The organism is Youhaiella tibetensis (assembly GCF_008000755.1).
Lineage (GTDB): Bacteria > Pseudomonadota > Alphaproteobacteria > Rhizobiales > Devosiaceae > Paradevosia > Paradevosia tibetensis.
Genome location: NZ_CP041690.1, coordinates 522,543 through 538,093 on the forward strand (window position 1 = coordinate 522,543; position 15,551 = coordinate 538,093).

At 65.7% G+C, this 15,551-nt stretch carries 14 protein-coding genes; 12 read left to right on the forward strand and 2 right to left on the reverse strand.

All coding sequences use genetic code 11. The features are described 5' to 3' along the window. Positions 1-29: 29 nt before the first annotated feature. Genes FNA67_RS02640 through FNA67_RS02645 form a run of 3 tightly spaced genes read left to right on the forward strand, consistent with a single transcriptional unit; the run spans position 30 to position 1,131 of the window. Complete coding sequence (locus tag FNA67_RS02640; RefSeq protein WP_170267187.1) at positions 30-728, forward strand: DUF1045 domain-containing protein; 699 nt, start codon at positions 30-32, stop codon at positions 726-728. Positions 729-782: 54 nt separating this feature from the next. Beyond that, positions 783-929 carry a hypothetical protein gene (locus tag FNA67_RS21815; RefSeq protein ID WP_049707604.1) on the forward strand — a complete coding sequence of 49 codons (147 nt, stop codon included), beginning with the start codon at positions 783-785 and terminating at the stop codon, positions 927-929. Further along, positions 922-1,131, forward strand: coding sequence for a hypothetical protein (locus tag FNA67_RS02645; protein WP_147654963.1), 210 nt, complete (start codon positions 922-924; stop codon positions 1,129-1,131). Before FNA67_RS21815 ends, FNA67_RS02645 begins: the two co-directional genes overlap by 8 nt. 14 nt (positions 1,132-1,145) lie before the next feature. On the opposite strand, the gene FNA67_RS02650 is transcribed toward FNA67_RS02645, so the two are convergent. Beyond that, the gene (locus tag FNA67_RS02650) at positions 1,146-1,538 is read right to left on the reverse strand and encodes a VOC family protein (RefSeq protein WP_147654964.1); all 393 of its coding nucleotides are present in this window, start codon (positions 1,536-1,538) and stop codon (positions 1,146-1,148) included. Positions 1,539-1,728: 190 nt separating this feature from the next. Between FNA67_RS02650 and FNA67_RS02655 the strand changes: the two genes are divergently transcribed. The 5 genes from FNA67_RS02655 (at position 1,729) to FNA67_RS02675 (ending at position 7,064) form a co-directional block, all read left to right on the forward strand. Next, positions 1,729-3,324: an ABC transporter substrate-binding protein gene (locus FNA67_RS02655; RefSeq protein ID WP_147654965.1), complete on the forward strand. Its 1,596-nt coding sequence runs from the start codon at positions 1,729-1,731 to the stop codon at positions 3,322-3,324. A gap of 126 nt (positions 3,325-3,450) precedes the next feature. Further along, positions 3,451-4,458, forward strand: a complete 1,008-nt coding sequence (locus FNA67_RS02660) for an ABC transporter permease subunit (protein WP_049707608.1) — start codon at positions 3,451-3,453, stop codon at positions 4,456-4,458. A 3-nt stretch (positions 4,459-4,461) separates the two neighbouring features. Further along, entirely contained in the window at positions 4,462-5,391 is a 930-nt protein-coding gene (locus tag FNA67_RS02665; protein ID WP_049707609.1) for an ABC transporter permease subunit, read from the forward strand. A 6-nt stretch (positions 5,392-5,397) separates the two neighbouring features. Continuing rightward, positions 5,398-6,234 (forward strand): ABC transporter ATP-binding protein, encoded by an 837-nt coding sequence (locus tag FNA67_RS02670; RefSeq protein WP_053168176.1) that lies wholly within the window; start codon positions 5,398-5,400, stop codon positions 6,232-6,234. After that, positions 6,234-7,064, forward strand: a complete 831-nt coding sequence (locus tag FNA67_RS02675; RefSeq protein WP_147654966.1) for an ABC transporter ATP-binding protein — start codon at positions 6,234-6,236, stop codon at positions 7,062-7,064. Before FNA67_RS02670 ends, FNA67_RS02675 begins: the two co-directional genes overlap by 1 nt. 724 nt (positions 7,065-7,788) lie before the next feature. Here the strand turns inward: FNA67_RS02675 and FNA67_RS02680 are convergent. After that, positions 7,789-9,972: a heavy metal translocating P-type ATPase gene (locus FNA67_RS02680; protein ID WP_147654967.1), complete on the reverse strand. Its 2,184-nt coding sequence runs from the start codon at positions 9,970-9,972 to the stop codon at positions 7,789-7,791. A 138-nt stretch (positions 9,973-10,110) separates the two neighbouring features. On the opposite strand from FNA67_RS02680, the gene FNA67_RS02685 reads away from it, so the two are divergent. The 4 genes from FNA67_RS02685 to tsaE all read left to right on the forward strand — a co-directional run bounded on the left by FNA67_RS02685 (position 10,111) and on the right by tsaE (position 15,534). Beyond that, entirely contained in the window at positions 10,111-11,922 is a 1,812-nt protein-coding gene (locus FNA67_RS02685) for an ABC-F family ATP-binding cassette domain-containing protein (RefSeq protein ID WP_049707612.1), read from the forward strand. Positions 11,923-11,995: 73 nt separating this feature from the next. After that, the gene (locus FNA67_RS02690) at positions 11,996-12,400 is read left to right on the forward strand and encodes a DUF1810 domain-containing protein (RefSeq protein WP_244616444.1); all 405 of its coding nucleotides are present in this window, start codon (positions 11,996-11,998) and stop codon (positions 12,398-12,400) included. Between the two features lie 275 nt (positions 12,401-12,675). Beyond that, positions 12,676-15,084 carry a sensor histidine kinase gene (locus tag FNA67_RS02695; RefSeq protein ID WP_170267188.1) on the forward strand — a complete coding sequence of 803 codons (2,409 nt, stop codon included), beginning with the start codon at positions 12,676-12,678 and terminating at the stop codon, positions 15,082-15,084. A 3-nt stretch (positions 15,085-15,087) separates the two neighbouring features. Further along, on the forward strand, positions 15,088-15,534 hold the full coding sequence (gene tsaE, locus FNA67_RS02700; RefSeq protein WP_049707615.1) for a tRNA (adenosine(37)-N6)-threonylcarbamoyltransferase complex ATPase subunit type 1 TsaE: 447 nt from the start codon (positions 15,088-15,090) through the stop codon (positions 15,532-15,534). Positions 15,535-15,551 lie beyond the last annotated feature (17 nt).

Sequence of the window (15,551 nt, forward strand, 5' to 3'; positions counted from 1 at the left end):
CCAGCGCAAAATTCCTGGACCGCCTCCCCATGACCGAACGCTACGCCATCTATTTCGCACCCGCCGTCAATGAACCGCTCTGGCGGCTTGCCTGCGAATGGCTCGGCCGCGACCCGGCCGGTGACGGCATTCGCCATCGCCCGCCCGGGATCGACGCGCCCCAGCTCGATTCGCTCACCATCTCGGCGCGCCGCTACGGTTTCCACGCCACCATCAAGGCGCCGATGCGCCTGGCCGAGGGCACCAACCGGGCCGAGCTGGAAGCGGCCATCCAGGCTTTCGCCCTCAGCCACGAGGTCTTCGAGGTCGGCGTTCCGGTGCTGCGCCTGATCGATGGCTTCCTGGCCCTGGTGCTCGAGCCGCAGCCGCACCGGCTCACCGACTTCGCCGGCACCTGCGTAACGCTCTTTGACCGCTTCCGCGCCCCCATGAGCGAGGAAGATCGGGCCGCGCGCGTCGGCAAGGGGCTCTCCGAGCGGCAGGTGACGCTGCTCGACCAGTACGGCTACCCTTACGTGCTCGAGCAGTTTCTTTTCCACATGACGCTCTCGGACCGGCTGCCTACAACCTGGCGCGGCCCGCTCAAGGACCTGGCCACCGACTGGTTCGCCCCGGTCCTGATCAAGCCGCTGGTCATCGACCGGCTCGCCCTGTTCCACCAGCCCGAAGCGGGGGCGCCATTTGCGCGCGTCGCCGACTTTCCGCTCACCACCGCGCACGAGATCTGAAACCTTCCAGCAAGTTCAAGCGTTTGCCCTCAGAACTCAATCCTGGGGCAATCCATGAGCAGAACCACCCTTTATGCCTTGATCGCGGTCCTTGTTGCTGTGGTCGTCGCTTTGGGCGTCTATATCTACCAGCAGCAGAACCGTCCGGGCGTCGAGATCCGGATGGACGAAAACGGATTATCGGTACAGGGCAATGGCTGAAACGGTCGGACTGGAAGCGGTGGAAGCCGCGCTCACGGGTGAACTCAATCGCCAGGCGGCGCTGCGCGGCGAGCCGCTGATCGTCGGCCTCATCGACGTCGCGGCGCTGGCCAAGGCCGTTGTCGGCGCGCTGGGCCTGCAAACCAACCCGCCCAACGAAGGGCTGATGCCCGAGGAACTGGACGCCAGCAACGACGGCTGACGGATCGCGCCGGCCTAGCCTTTCGGCTCGAGCAGGTCCCACTTGTTCCCGTAAAGATCCTCGAAGACAGCCACGCTGCCATAGGCCTCGTGACGCGGCTCTTCGAGGAAGCGGACGCCCGCGGCGCGAAAGGCCGCGTAGTCGCGCGCGAAATCGTCGGTGGTGAGGAAAAAGCCGACCCGGCCGCCGGTCTGGTTGCCGATGGCGGCCAGTTGGTCGTCCCCGTTGGCCTGGGCCAGAAGCAACTGCGCGCCGCGTCCACCCCTCGGCGCCACCACCACCCAGCGCTTGCCTTCGCCCATGTCGGTATCGGCCACGAGCGCGAATCCGAGCTTGTCGCGGTAGAAAACGATGGCTTCGTCAAAGTCCCTGACGACGAGGGCAACCGTGGCTATTGTCTGGTTCATTCTCACGCAACCGATTTACTAAGCTTTCTGAGAACACTCTATCGCGCGCTAAATCATTCTACCGTCATAAAATTGACCAACTGGAAAAACTCCCCCATTGCACCTTGCGGCAAAAAACGCTTTGTTGGCCGCCAAGCCGCGAGGGCAACGAAAAAGCTCGCGGCGCAAATATCAGGATTGGGAGATCCTTATGCGTTTGATGAAAACCCTGTTGGCAGCAACGGCACTCGTGGCTGTCACCGCTGGCGTGTCCGAAGCCAAAACCCTTGTGTTCTGCTCGGAAGCCTCGCCCGCCCATTTCGATCCCGGCCCGCTCACGGGCGGTAACGATTTCGACGCGTCTTCGCGCACCATCTACAACCGTCTGGTCGAGTTCGAGCATGGCGGCACCGCCGTCCAGCCCGGCCTGGCCGAAAAGTGGGAAACCTCGGCCGACGGCAAGGAAATCACCTTCCACCTGCGTCCGGGCGTCAAGTTCCACACCACGTCCTACTTCACGCCCACGCGTGACATGAACGCCGACGACGTCATCTTCTCGTTCGAGCGTCAGATGAAGGAAGACAATCCCTGGTACGCATACCTGCCCGGTATGACCTGGGATTACTTCCAGGGCATGGACATGCCCAAGTACATCAAGGAGATCCAGAAGGTCGACGACCTGACGGTCAAGTTCGTGCTGAACGAACCAAATGCTCCGATGATCGCGAACCTGGGCATGGACTTCGCTTCGATCGTCTCGAAGGAATATGCCGACAAGCTCGCCGCCGAAAACAACATGGCTGCGTTCTCGACCCAGCCGGTCGGCACCGGCCCGTTCCAGTTCGTCGACTACCAGCTCGATTCGACCATCCGCTACCAGGCTTTCGCCGACTATTGGGGCGGCAAGCAGCCGATCGACGACCTGATCTTCGCCATCACCACCGATCCGAGCGTGCGCGCTCAGAAGCTCAAGGCCGGTGAATGCGATATCATGGCCTACCCGGCTCCGGCCGACGTGGCCGGCCTGCAGGCCGACCCGAACCTGGTCGTCGCCGAGCAGGAAGGCCTCAACATCGGCTACATGTCCTACAACGTGACCGAGCCGCCGTTCGACAAGGTCGAGGTCCGCAAGGCTCTCAACCACGCCATCAACAAGAAGGCGATCATCGACGCGGTCTACCAGGGCGCCGGCCAGGTTGCGATCAACCTGATCCCGCCGACCATGTGGTCCTACAACAAGGACGTGAAGGACGACGAGTACGATCCCGAACTGGCCAAGAAGCTCCTGGCCGAAGCGGGCGTCACCGACCTGACCACGGACCTGTGGGCCATGCCGGTCTCGCGTCCCTACAACCCGAACGCCCAGCGCGTCGCCGAAATGATCCAGGCCGACTGGGCCGCTGTCGGCGTCAAGGCCAACATCGTCTCGTACGAGTGGACCGAATACCGCGAGCGCGGCAAGCAGAAGGACCGCAAGGGCCCGTTCCAGATCGGCTGGACCGGTGACAACGGCGATCCGGACAACTTCTTTGCCACCCTGTTCTCGTGCTCGGCCATTGGCGTGTCGAACTACTCGAGCTGGTGCGACAAGGACTTCGAAGATCTGATCCAGAAGGCCAAGGTCACTGCCGACCAGGCCGAGCGCACCAAGCTCTACGAAGAAGCCCAGGTTCGCTTCAAGGATCAGGCTCCGGCCCTGACCCTCGCCCACTCGAAGGTGTTCATGCCGATGAACAAGCGCGTCCAGAACTTCAAGATGGACCCGCTCGGCATCCACCGCTTCGACGGCGTGGACGTCACCGAGTAAGCCTTTGGATGGCGCCAGAAAAACTGGCGCCATCTGGCTTATTGCGCGACAATCAGCTCAGAAGCCTCATTCCGGGAGGACCGGAGTGAGGCTTCGAGCCATAAAATGAGGCTCTGGAACAGAGCAATGCTCACCTTCATTCTCCGCAGACTGGCCTATCTGGTGCCGACCGTGATCGGCATCTCGATCTGCGCCTTCGCCTTCGTGCGCCTGCTCCCGGGCGACCCGATCCTGGCCATGGCCGGCGAACACGGCGTCACCCCCGAGCGCTACGAAATCCTCAAGGAACAGTTCGGCTACAACGCCCCGATCTGGCAGCAGTATTTCCAGTATCTGGGCAATGTCCTCACCGGCAATTTCGGCGTGTCGCTCTCGACCAAGCGCCCGGTCTGGAACGAGTTCCTGACGCTGTTCCCCGCGACGCTCGAACTGGCGTTCTTCGCCATGATGTTCGCCGTGATCATCGGCATTCCGGCCGGCATCTTCGCGGCCATCAAGCGCGGCTCCTGGTTCGACCAGATCACCATGGGCATCGCGCTCACCGGCTATTCGATGCCGATCTTCTGGTGGGGCCTGCTGCTCATCATCTTCTTTTCGGGCACCCTGGGCTGGACGCCGGTTTCAGGACGCATCGCCCTCAACTTCTTCTTCAAGCCGATTACCGGCTTCATGACCATCGACAGCCTGCTCTACGGCAACTGGCCGGCCTTCGTCTCGGCCCTGCGCCACCTCATCCTGCCGGCCATCGTGCTGGGCACGATCCCGCTGGCGGTGATCGCCCGCCAGACCCGTTCCGCCATGCTCGAGGTGCTGGGCGAGGACTATATCCGCACCGCCCGCGCCAAGGGCCTGCCGCCCAGCCGCGTGACCAATGTCCATGCCCTGCGCAATGCCCTCATCCCCGTGGTGACCACGATCGGCCTCCAGGTCGGCATGCTCATGGCCGGCGCCATCCTCACCGAGACCATCTTCTCCTGGCCCGGCGTCGGCAAGTGGATGATCGATTCCATCTCCAAGCGCGACTACGTGGTGGTCCAGTCCGGCCTGCTGCTCATCGCGCTCATCGTGATGGCCGTGAACCTTCTGGTGGACGTGCTCTACGCCGTCATCAATCCGCGTATCAGGGTGCAGTAGGCCATGACCGAAACCACGACTACCGCAACGACCAAAGCGCCCCCGGCCAAGGCCAACGAACCCAACCCGCGTTGGGCCGCCCTCGCCGAATTCTGGCACTACTTCTCCATGAACAAGGGGGCCGTGATCGGCCTCGTCGTCTTCGTCCTCCTGGTTCTGATCGCCATCTTCGCGCCGCTCCTGGCGCCCCATTCGCCCGACCAGCAGTTCCGCGACGCCATCCTCGCGCCGCCGATGTGGCAGGAGGGCGGCCGTCCCGAATTCATCCTGGGCACCGACCAGGTGGGCCGCGACATGCTTTCGCGCCTCATCTACGGCTCGCGCTATTCGCTCTTCATCGGCTTCTTCGTCGTCATCGGCGCGCTGATCGTGGGCGTGGTGCTGGGCGTCCTCGCCGGCTACTTCCGCGGCTGGGTGGACGTGGCCATCATGCGCGTGATGGACATCATCCTCGCCTTCCCCTCGCTGCTGCTGGCGCTGGTGCTGGTGGCGATCCTGGGGCCGGGGCTCTTCAACGCCATGATCGCCATCGCCCTCGTGCTGCAACCGCACTTCGCGCGGTTGACGCGCGCGGCGGTGATGGCCGAGAGCAACCGCGAATACGTCACCGCCGCCAGGGTTTCGGGCGCCAGCCACTTCCGGCTGATGATGAAGACCATCCTGCCCAACTGCCTTGCCCCGCTGATCGTCCAGGCGACGCTTTCGTTCTCGAACGCGATCCTGGAAGCGGCGGCCCTCGGGTTCCTGGGCATGGGCGCGCAGCCACCGACGCCCGAATGGGGCACGATGCTGGCCTCCGCCCGCGAATTCATCATTCGCGCCCCCTGGGTCGTGACCTTCCCGGGCCTGGCCATCCTCATCACCGTGCTTGCCATCAACCTGGTCGGCGACGGCCTGCGCGATGCGCTCGACCCGAAACTGAAACGGAGCTGACGCAACATGGCTCTGCTTGAAATCAAGAACCTCTCGGTGGGCTTCGACACCTCGGTGGGCCTGTTCATGGCCGTCCAGGGCATCGACCTCACCATCGACTCGCGCGAAGTACTCGCCATCGTCGGCGAATCCGGCTCGGGCAAGTCGGTGGCCATGCTGGCGGTGATGGGGCTCCTGCCCAACACCGCCACCGTCACCGCCGACAAGATGACCTTCGAAGGGCGCGACCTGCTCACCATGTCCGATTCCGAACGGCGCAAGATCGTCGGCAAGGATATCGCCATGATCTTCCAGGAGCCGATCGCCAGCCTCAACCCGTGCTTTACGGTCGGCTTCCAGATCATGGAAACGCTGCGCCAGCACACCAGCCTGGGCAAGAAGCAGCGGCACGAGCGCGCGGTGGAACTTTTGCGCCTGGTCGGCATCAACGATGCCGCCGAGCGCCTGAGCGCCTATCCGCACCAGATGTCGGGCGGCCAGTGCCAGCGCGTGATGATCGCCATCGCCATCGCCTGCAACCCGAAACTGCTGATCGCGGACGAGCCCACCACCGCGCTCGACGTGACCATCCAGAAGCAGATCCTCGATCTGCTCATGAAGCTCCAGGAACGCCATGGCATGGGGCTGATCATGATCACCCACGACATGGGCGTGGTCGCCGAAACCGCCGACCGCGTCATCGTCCAGTACAAGGGCCGCAAGATGGAAGAGGCCGACGTGCTGACGCTCTTCGAGAATCCCAAGAGCAACTATACCCGGGCGCTGCTCTCGGCCCTGCCCGAGAACGCCACGGGCGATCGCCTGCCCACCGTCGCCGACTTCCACATGGAAGGGAGCCCGTGATGAGCGAGATCGTTCTCGAAACCCGCCACGTCACCCGCGACTATCACGTCTCGGGCGGCCTGTTCCGGCCCGAAAAGGTCATCCACGCCGTCAAGGACGCCAACTTCAAGCTCGAAAAGGGCAAGACGCTGGCCATCGTCGGGGAATCGGGTTCGGGCAAGTCCACGCTCGCCCGTATCCTCACGCTCATCGACCCGGCGACCTCGGGCGAATTGCTGATCGAAGGCCAGCCGGTCGACATCACCAAGGGGCTCTCCAAGGAGATGCGCCGCAAGGTGCAGATCATCTTCCAGAACCCCTATGGCTCGCTCAACCCGCGCCAGAAGATCGGCGACGTGCTGGCCGAACCGCTGCTGATCAACACCAGCATGCCGGCCGCCGAGCGACGCGAGAAGGCCATGCAGATGCTGCTCAAGGTTGGCCTCGGCCCCGAGCACTTCAACCGCTACCCGCACATGTTCTCGGGCGGGCAGCGCCAGCGCATCGCCATCGCCCGTTCGCTCATGCTCAACCCCAAGCTGCTGGTGCTGGACGAGCCCGTCTCCGCGCTCGACCTTTCGGTGCAGGCGCAGATCCTCAACCTGCTGGCGGACCTCCAGGACGAGTTCGGGCTGACCTATGTGTTCATCAGCCATGACCTCTCGGTGGTGCGCTACATCGCCGACGAGGTGATGGTGATGTACCTGGGAGAGGTGGTGGAATACGGCACGCGCGACGCGGTGTTCGACAATCCGCAGCACAGCTACACCAAGACCCTGTTCGCGGCCACGCCCAAGGCGGACGTGGAAAGCATCAAGGCCCGCCTGGCGAGAAAGCGCGCCGCGGCCTAGGGGCCGCGCGCGAAAGCGTGCTCGCGTGGGGGGCGATTGTTGCTGCCCCGCGCGCAGCGCTAGCTTGTCCGAAGGCAAGTTCGTCCTCCCCCCGGCCCACCGGTTACCCATCATACGTGGAGCCCTTCGCTGGCCCCCGGCCTTTGTCGGGAGGAGCGGTGGTGTGCGGCCGCGAGAAGCTGGCTTGAGTGCGCGTGGCGTGCGGGATGGTACCCCATCGCTTCCCTCCCCCTTGTGGGGAGGGATTGAGGGTGGGGGTGGCCTTGAATTCGGCGCCCGTTGCTCCCCCACCCTTGTTCCCTCCCCACAAGGGGGAGGGAGACCTGCTGGCTCTTGCCAGCGGAAGTCTGGAATGACGCGATGGCGCCCTATCGCCTCACTGCTCCTATGGGAGGGATTGGGGGTAAACCCTGGACTCGGCGGTGGTGCTCTCCAGCACAAGGCCCGTTCATCAGAACGACGGTTGTCCTCCCCCGCGAAGGCCGGCGCCCGAGAAGCTGGCTTGAGGGTGCCTGGCGTGCAGGATGGTACCCCAGCGCTTCCCTCCCCCTTGTGGGGAGGGATTGAGGGTGGGGGTGGGCCTCGAATTCGGCGCCCGTTGCTCCCCCACCCTTGTTCCCTCCCCACAAGGGGAGGGAGACCTGCTGGCTCTAGCCAACGGAAGTCTGGAATGACGCGATGGTGCCGCCTCTCTCCCCACAAGCCTGCGGGCCGAATGCGGGTGCTACTTGCCTTTCCAGCCGAGCAGCCGCAGGGCGTTGGCGGTTACCAGGACCGTGGCGCCGGTGTCGGCGAGGATGGCGATCCAGAGGCCGGTGATGCCGAGGACGCTCGTGACCAGGAACACGGCCTTCAGGCCCAGTGCGACAGTGATGTTCTGGCCGATGTTGCTCATGGTGGCGCGGGAGAGGCCGATCATGTTGACGACGTCGGTTAGGCGGCTGCGCAGCAGGGCGCCGTCGGCGGTTTCGAGGGCCACGTCGGTGCCCGAACCCATGGCGATGCCGGTCGCCGCGGCGGCGAGGGCAGGGGCGTCGTTGATGCCGTCTCCGACCATCATGACGCCCTCGCCCAGGGCCTTGATGGCGCTCACCTTGTCCTGCGGCATGAGCTCGGCGCGATAATCCATGTCCAGTGCCCCGGCGATGGCGGCGCCGGTGCGGGCGTTGTCGCCCGTCAGCATCACCGATTTGACGTTCATGGCCCGGAGTGCGCCGATCGTCGAAGGGGCGTCCTCGCGCGGTTCGTCCCGCAGGGCGACAAGGCCGATGATCGTGCCGTTGCGCTTGACCGCCGAAACCGTCTTGCCCTCGGCTTCAAGCCGCAGCGCTTCGGGGAGCGAGGCCTCCTCGCGCGTCGCGCCGACGAAAATCTCGGCCCCCTCGACATTGGCGGAGACGCCCTTGCCGGCCATCGCGGTTTCGTCGCGGCCCGGGGGGATGTTCAGCCCCAAAGACGTCGCGTGCGCGACGATGGCCTGCGCCAGCGGATGGCTCGAGCCGGCCTCGACCGCCGCGGCCAGCCGCAGCACCTCGTCCTGGCTGCCTGCGAGCGCGACCACGTCCGTGACCCTGGGTTCGCCCCGGGTCAGCGTGCCGGTCTTGTCGAAGGCCACGGTCCGCGTCTTGGCGACGGTCTCGATGACGATGCCACCCTTGAGCAGCAAGCCTTGGCGTGCCCCGGCGGCAAGTGCCGAGGCGATGGAGGCCGGAACCGAGATCACCAGCGCGCACGGGCACCCGATGAGCAGCAGGGTGAGGCCGCGATAGAGCCAGGTCCACCAGTCCCCGAGCCCGACGAGCGGCGGGACGAGCGTGACCAGGATCGCAACGCCCACGATGGCCGGCATGTACCAGCGCGAGAACCGGTCGATGAACCGCTCGGTGGGCGCGCGCGCCTCATGGGCCTCTTCCACCAGCTTGACGATGCGCGAGATGGTGTTGTCGGCGGCCGCCTTTTCAACCCGGATCCGCAGCGCCGCCTGGGTGTTGATCGAACCGGCGAAGACCTCGTCGCCCTCCGTGCGGGTGACGGGCACCGATTCCCCGGTAACCGGCGACTGGTCGACGCCCGAGGTGCCGGACACCACGATGCCGTCGGCGGGAATGCGATCGCCAGGCCGCACCAGCACGGTCTGGCCGATGCGTAGCGCCGAGGCCTCGACCTGGCGGGTCGCCCCGTTCTCCTCGATGAGCGCCGTCTTGGGCACGAGTTCGCCAAGCGCCTTGATGGAGGCGCGCGCCTGCGCCGCCGCCGCGCCCTCGAGCACTTCGCCCACTGCAAAGAGGAAGACGACGAGCGCCGCCTCCTCGGCGGCCCCGATGACCAGGGCGCCCGTGGCGGCGATGGTCATGAGCATTTCGATGGTGAAGGGCGAGCCCGCCCGCGCCGCCTGGAAGGCGCGCAGGGCAATCGGGGCCACCCCGATCAGCGTGGCGATGACGAAGGCCCAATAGGAGATGTCCGGCAAGGCGAGCTTGGCCGCCCACGCAAGAAGGTAGAGCGCGCCCGTGCCGATGACGAGCTGGCCCTTGCGGGTCTGCCACCAGGCCTTGTCGCGATCCCCCGGCTCCTCGCCATGCACATGGCCGACGGCGCCGTGATCGTGGTCGTGATCATGATCATGGTCGTGCTCCCCCTCGGCGTGGTCATGCCGGGGCGCGGTGGGCGCGGCGCCGGTGAAGGGCCGGGCGGCATAGCCGAGCTGGGAAATCTGCTTCTCGATGGCCTCGGGCGCGGCGCCGCCTTCGGCCAGCTTGAGCGAGAGCTTCTCGGTCGTGTGGGTGATCGCGACCTCCGATACGCCCGGCATGCGCTCGAGCGCGGTGCGGATCTTGGCCGCGCAACTGGCACAATCCATGCCTTCCACGCGCCAGTTCAGCGTCCGGGTTTCGGTTCCCTGGTCCATAACGGCCTCGACAAATCCATCTCGTCGAGTCTGGCGTACAACCTCCAGCCGCTAGAGCTTCAAGTGGTTTTTTCGCGAAAGTTGATCTCGCCCGCCCCCCGTGGTTTATGCGGCCCGAACCAGTCGGAAACTCCCCCCATGGCAGCAGCGCCTATCCTCGCGCTTCAGGATATCAAACTCACGCTCGGCTCGACGCTCCTGCTCGATGGCGCCGAACTCTCGGTGACGCCCGGCGACAAGATCGCGCTGGTCGGCCGCAACGGGTCGGGCAAGTCGACGCTCCTCAAGATCGCAGCCGGCGAGATCGAGGCCGATTCCGGCCTGCGTTTCGTCCAGCCGGGCGTCACGGTGCGCTATCTGCCCCAGGAGCCGGATCTTTCCGCCTTTGCGAGCACGCTCGCCTATGTCGAGGCGGGGCTGACCGAGGGCGACGATCACTATCGCGCCCAGTACCTGCTCGAGCAACTCGGGCTCACCGGCAGGGAAGAGCCGAAAAACCTCTCGGGCGGCGAGGCGCGCCGCGCCGCGCTGGCGCGGGTGCTGGCGCCCGAGCCCGATATCCTGTTGCTGGACGAGCCCACCAACCACCTCGACCTGCCGGCCATCGAATGGCTGGAAGAGGAAATCTCCTCGCTGCGTTCGGCCATCGTGCTCATCAGCCACGACCGGCGATTCCTGGCTGATCTCACCAAGGCCACCGTCTGGCTCGACCGCGGCATCACCCGCCGCCTCAACCAGGGTTTCTCGGGCTTCGAGACGTGGCGAGACAGCGTGCTCGAGGAAGAGGAACAGGCCCGCCACAAGCTCGACCGCCAGATCGTGCGCGAAGAGCACTGGCTGACCTATGGCGTCACCGCCCGCCGCAAGCGCAACGTGCGCCGGCTCGAAAACCTCTCGAACCTGCGCCAGCAACGCAAGGAAGGCCGCCGCGCCACGGGCGAGGTCAAGATGACCGTCTCGGAGGGCACGACCTCGGGCGCGCTGGTGGTGGATGCCGACACCATCTCCAAGAGTTTCGGCGACCGCCCGATCGTCAAGGACTTCACCACCCGGGTCATCCGCGGCGACCGCGTCGGCATCGTCGGCCCAAACGGGGCCGGCAAGACCACGCTGATCAAACTGCTGACGGGCGAACTGGCCCCCGATTCCGGCCGCGTGAAGCTCGGCTCGAGCCTCGAGCTCGCCACGCTCGACCAGGGCCGCAAGGGGCTTGCGCCCGAGACCACCCTCAAGGACGCCCTCACCCAGGGCGGCTCGGATACGCTCATCATCAACGGGCAGCCCAAGCACGTCATGGGCTATATGAAGGACTTCCTCTTCACGCCCGAACAGGCGCGCACCGCCGTCTCCAAGCTCTCGGGTGGCGAGCGCGGCCGCCTGACGCTGGCGCGGGCCCTGGCGCTGCCCTCCAACGTCCTGGTGCTGGACGAGCCGACCAACGATCTCGACCTCGAAACCCTCGACCTGCTCCAGGAATTGCTCGCCGACTATCCCGGCACCGTCGTCGTGGTCAGCCACGACCGCGACTTCCTCGACCGCGTCTCGACCTCGGTGATCGTGGCCGAAGGCAATGGCGAGTGGAACGAATATGCCGGCGGCTACTCGGACATGGTCGCCCAGCGCGGCTATGGGGTGCGCAAGCCCGAAGCCAAGGCAGCGCCCGCCAAGCCAAAGCCTGCCCAGCAAGTTCCTGCCGCTGCCCCGGCTGCCAAGCGCAAGCTTTCCTTCAAGGAAAAGCACGCGCTCGAAACCCTGCCGGCGCAGATCAAGAAACTCGAAAACGAGATCGCCAGGCTCCAGGAAGCGCTGGCCGACCCGGGGCTATACGCCAAGTCCCCCGAGGAGTTCGAAAAGAAGAGCGCCGCGCTCGGCAAGGCCGATGCGGAGCGTGCCGCGGCCGAGGAGCAGTGGCTCGAACTCGAAATCCTGCGCGAGGAACTGGAGGGGTAGGGCGGCCCCGGCGGGGCGGTGACAACGTCCCGCCAATCAGGCACTCTGGCGGCGAGCCAGGAGGATGGCGCGCATGCTCGAGCATTTCGTCGTCGCGCAGGAGCCAGTCTACGAGACCGTGCGGGCCGAGCTTCGCGCCGGCCACAAGCGCACGCACTGGATGTGGTTCATATTCCCCCAGCTTGCGGGCCTGGGCACCTCGGTGATGGCCCAGAAGTTCGGCATCGCCTCGCTCGATCAGGCGAACGACTACGTCATTCACCCCGTTCTGGGGCCGCGGCTGATCGAATGCACCAACATGGTCAACCGTCACCTGGGAATGCGCGCCGAGGACATCTTCGGGGAGATCGATGCCCTCAAATTTTGTTCATCCATGACTTTGTTTGCGGTGGCCTCGCCCGAGCATCCGGTGTTCGAAACGGCCATCAATGCCTTTTGCAACGGGCGGTTCGATCCGTTGACGCTCGCCCGGCTCTGACTGCTTCGCGACCCTGGCAAGCCCCGATTAGCAAAACTCTTGTCACACAGACTCTTTTTCCCGATTCCCCACCCCGGTATTGTGAAGTGATTCGGTGGTCATGGGTCACGGCCGCCGGAAGCGCGCATCATTGGCGCGTTGGGCAGTAGCAGGCGTTCTCCAGGGTTGTTGCGGTCCTGGAGCGATCAGCAAAGCGTTCTTTTAAGAGGTAGGGCATGGTGCCGGAAGATTTCCGGAAACGTCGGGGATTCGCATTGAGAGCAGCGCCGCTCCTAGTGGCTGCCCCCATAGCAATCTTCGCCGCCACGCCAGCCCTCGCCCAGGCCGGCAACGCCTATACGGCCAGCGCCCTTGTCGGCGCCCTGCCGCTGGCCATCGCCATAGGCGCTGGGGCCTTCGCGCTCATGGCCATGGTGGCCCTGCGCAACACCAAGCGCGACAACCGGCTCAACCAGAGCCGCACCTCCGAACAGATTTCGGGCCTGCGCGCGCTCGTCGATGAATACGAGGCCCTGCTTGCCGGCACGCGCGAGCTCACCGTGCTCTGGAGCGAAGCCGCGTCCGAACCGAAGTTCCTCGGCCAGGCCGCCGCCGTGCTGCCGCCCGGCCGTCGCGCTGAAACCGTTCTCAACCTCCATTCCTGGCTGCCCCCCGAAGAGGCGGCGACGCTCGCCAAAGTCCTCGAGGCCCTGCGGGTCGATGGGCAGGGGTTCGACATGGGCGTTACCAGCTCGGACGGCCGCCAGTTGCGGGCCACCGGCTGGGTTTTGGGCGGCGCCGTTGCCGTGCGGCTGCGCCCGACGCTCCTGCAGCGCCAGACCGCCGCCGCCCTCGACGACAAGACGTTGCGCGCCGACATCTCGAGCGCCCGCGCCATCTTCGCGCTCATGCCGTGCCCGGCCTTCGTGCGCGACGCCAGCAACAAGCTGGCCTATGCCAACCCGGCCTATCTCCAGCTCGCCCGCACGCTCGGCAAGCCCGTCGGCGACGGGGAGATTCCCGAACTGCTCGACAGCGTCGGGCTGGGGGACAAGCCGCAATCGCGCACCGTCTCGTTTCCGACGGCGGGCGGCGGCTACGAACTGGTGGAGTTCCCGCTCACCGGCGGTCGCGCCGGCTATTTCGAGCCGCACAAGCCGGCGGTCGCCCCGGCACTGGGCGAAGGCTTCGAGCCCGGCGTCAGCCAGCTCAGCGCCGTCATGGAAGTGCTCTCCACGCCCATCGCCATCTTCAACGCGGCGCGCGAACTGGTGCAGTTCAACGGCGCCTATGCCGAGCTTTTCAACCTCAACCCCAAATGGCTCAAGCTGGGCATGGACGAGCGCTCGATCCTCGACCGCCTGCGAACCGAGGGCATGCTGCCCAACGAACCCGACTATCACAAATGGCGCGCCAAGCACCTGACCTCCTACCAGCTCACCGAGCCGACCGAGCGCGAACCCTGGCACCTGCCGGACGGGCGCACTATCCAGGTCATCGCCGCCCCGGCCGGCCCCAAGGGCGGCGTCATCTATGTCTTTGACGACATCACCGCGCGGCTGCGGCTCGAAAGCCTCAACAAGTCGCTCTCCAGCGTTCAGCGCGAAACCCTCAACGCCCTCTCCGAAGGGGTGGCGGTGTTCGGCACCAATGGCCGCCTGACGCTTTCCAACCCGCAGCTTTCCAAGCTCTGGAAGCTGCCGATGAACGAGCTGGGCACTAACCCGCATATCGACCAGATCGCCGAGGCCTGCGGCAAGGTCATGCCCGAGGATGGGATTTCGATCTGGCGCGACCTCAAGCGCCGCATCATCGACCTCAACCCCATGCGTGCCGACACCACGGGGCGCATCGCGCGCGCCGACGGGTGCCTCATCGACTATGCCGTGACGCGCCTGCCCGACGGGCAGACCATGATGACCTTCATGGACGTCACCGACAGCGCCAATTACAGCCGCGTGCTCAAGGAGCGCAACGACGCCCTGGTGACCGCCGACCGGCTCAAGGACGCGTTCGTCCAGAACGTCTCGTACGAACTGCGTTCCCCGCTCACCAACATCATCGGCTTCGCCGACCTGCTCTCGTCCCAGGACATGGGGCCGCTCAACGACAAGCAGCGCGCCTATACCGATTATATCCGCGCTTCGAGCGTGACTTTGGGCGTGCTCATCGACAACATCCTCGACCTCGCCACGGTCGATGCCGGCATCGCCGAACTGCGGCTCGATGCCGTGGACATCCAGACCCTGGTCGAAAAGGCGCGGGCCGGGCTCGCGGCCACCTTCCCCGAGATCAACGGCGAGCGCCAGCTCAAGCTGGCGGTGGAGGTGCCCGAGGGCATCGCGCCGATCAAGGCGGACGCCACCCGCCTCGTGCAGGTGCTCTATAACCTGCTTTCGAACGCGGCACGCTTCTCCGAGCCGGGCGGGGAAATCCGCCTCCTGGTCCAGGAACGCGGCGAGCGCCTCCTGTTCATCGTCGAAGACGACGGGGCGCCCATGACCGAGGAAATGAAGGCGGCCATGCTCGACCCCGTGCACAGCTCGGGACGCCAGCGCGGCGCCGGGCTTGGCCTTGCCATCGTGCGCACCTTCGTCAATCTCCATGGCGGCACCATCACCATGGAAAAGCGCGAACCGCGCGGCAATCGTGTCGTGGTCAACCTGCCGCGCGACGCCGCCGCGCTTGCCGGCGCCGCCGAATAGGCCATGGTGTTCCTGCCCGACGATGCGGCGACGGCGCAACTGGGAGCGGCGCTCGCCGCGCTCCTGCGCCGCGGCGATCTCGTGGTGCTGGAAGGCGACCTTGGAGCCGGCAAGACCGCGCTCGCCCGGGCCATCATCCGCACGCTGATGGGCGATCCGCGCATGGACGTGCCTTCGCCGAGCTTCGCCCTGGTCCAGCCCTACGAGGGCAAGGGCCTTTCGGTCATCCATGCCGATCTCTACCGGCTGGCGGCGGCGGGCGACGTGAGCGAACTCGGGCTGCTCGACGATCCGGACGCCATCGTCATCGTCGAATGGGCGGAGCGCTCGCCCGAAATCGAGGCAGAGGCGAGCGTGCGCGTCGAGCTTTCCGTCCCGCACTCGGGCGAGGGGCGCGAGGCATCCGTCACCTTCGGCGACGAGCGGAGCCTCGAGAAACCGAACGGCTGATCGTGCCTGCCGAACTC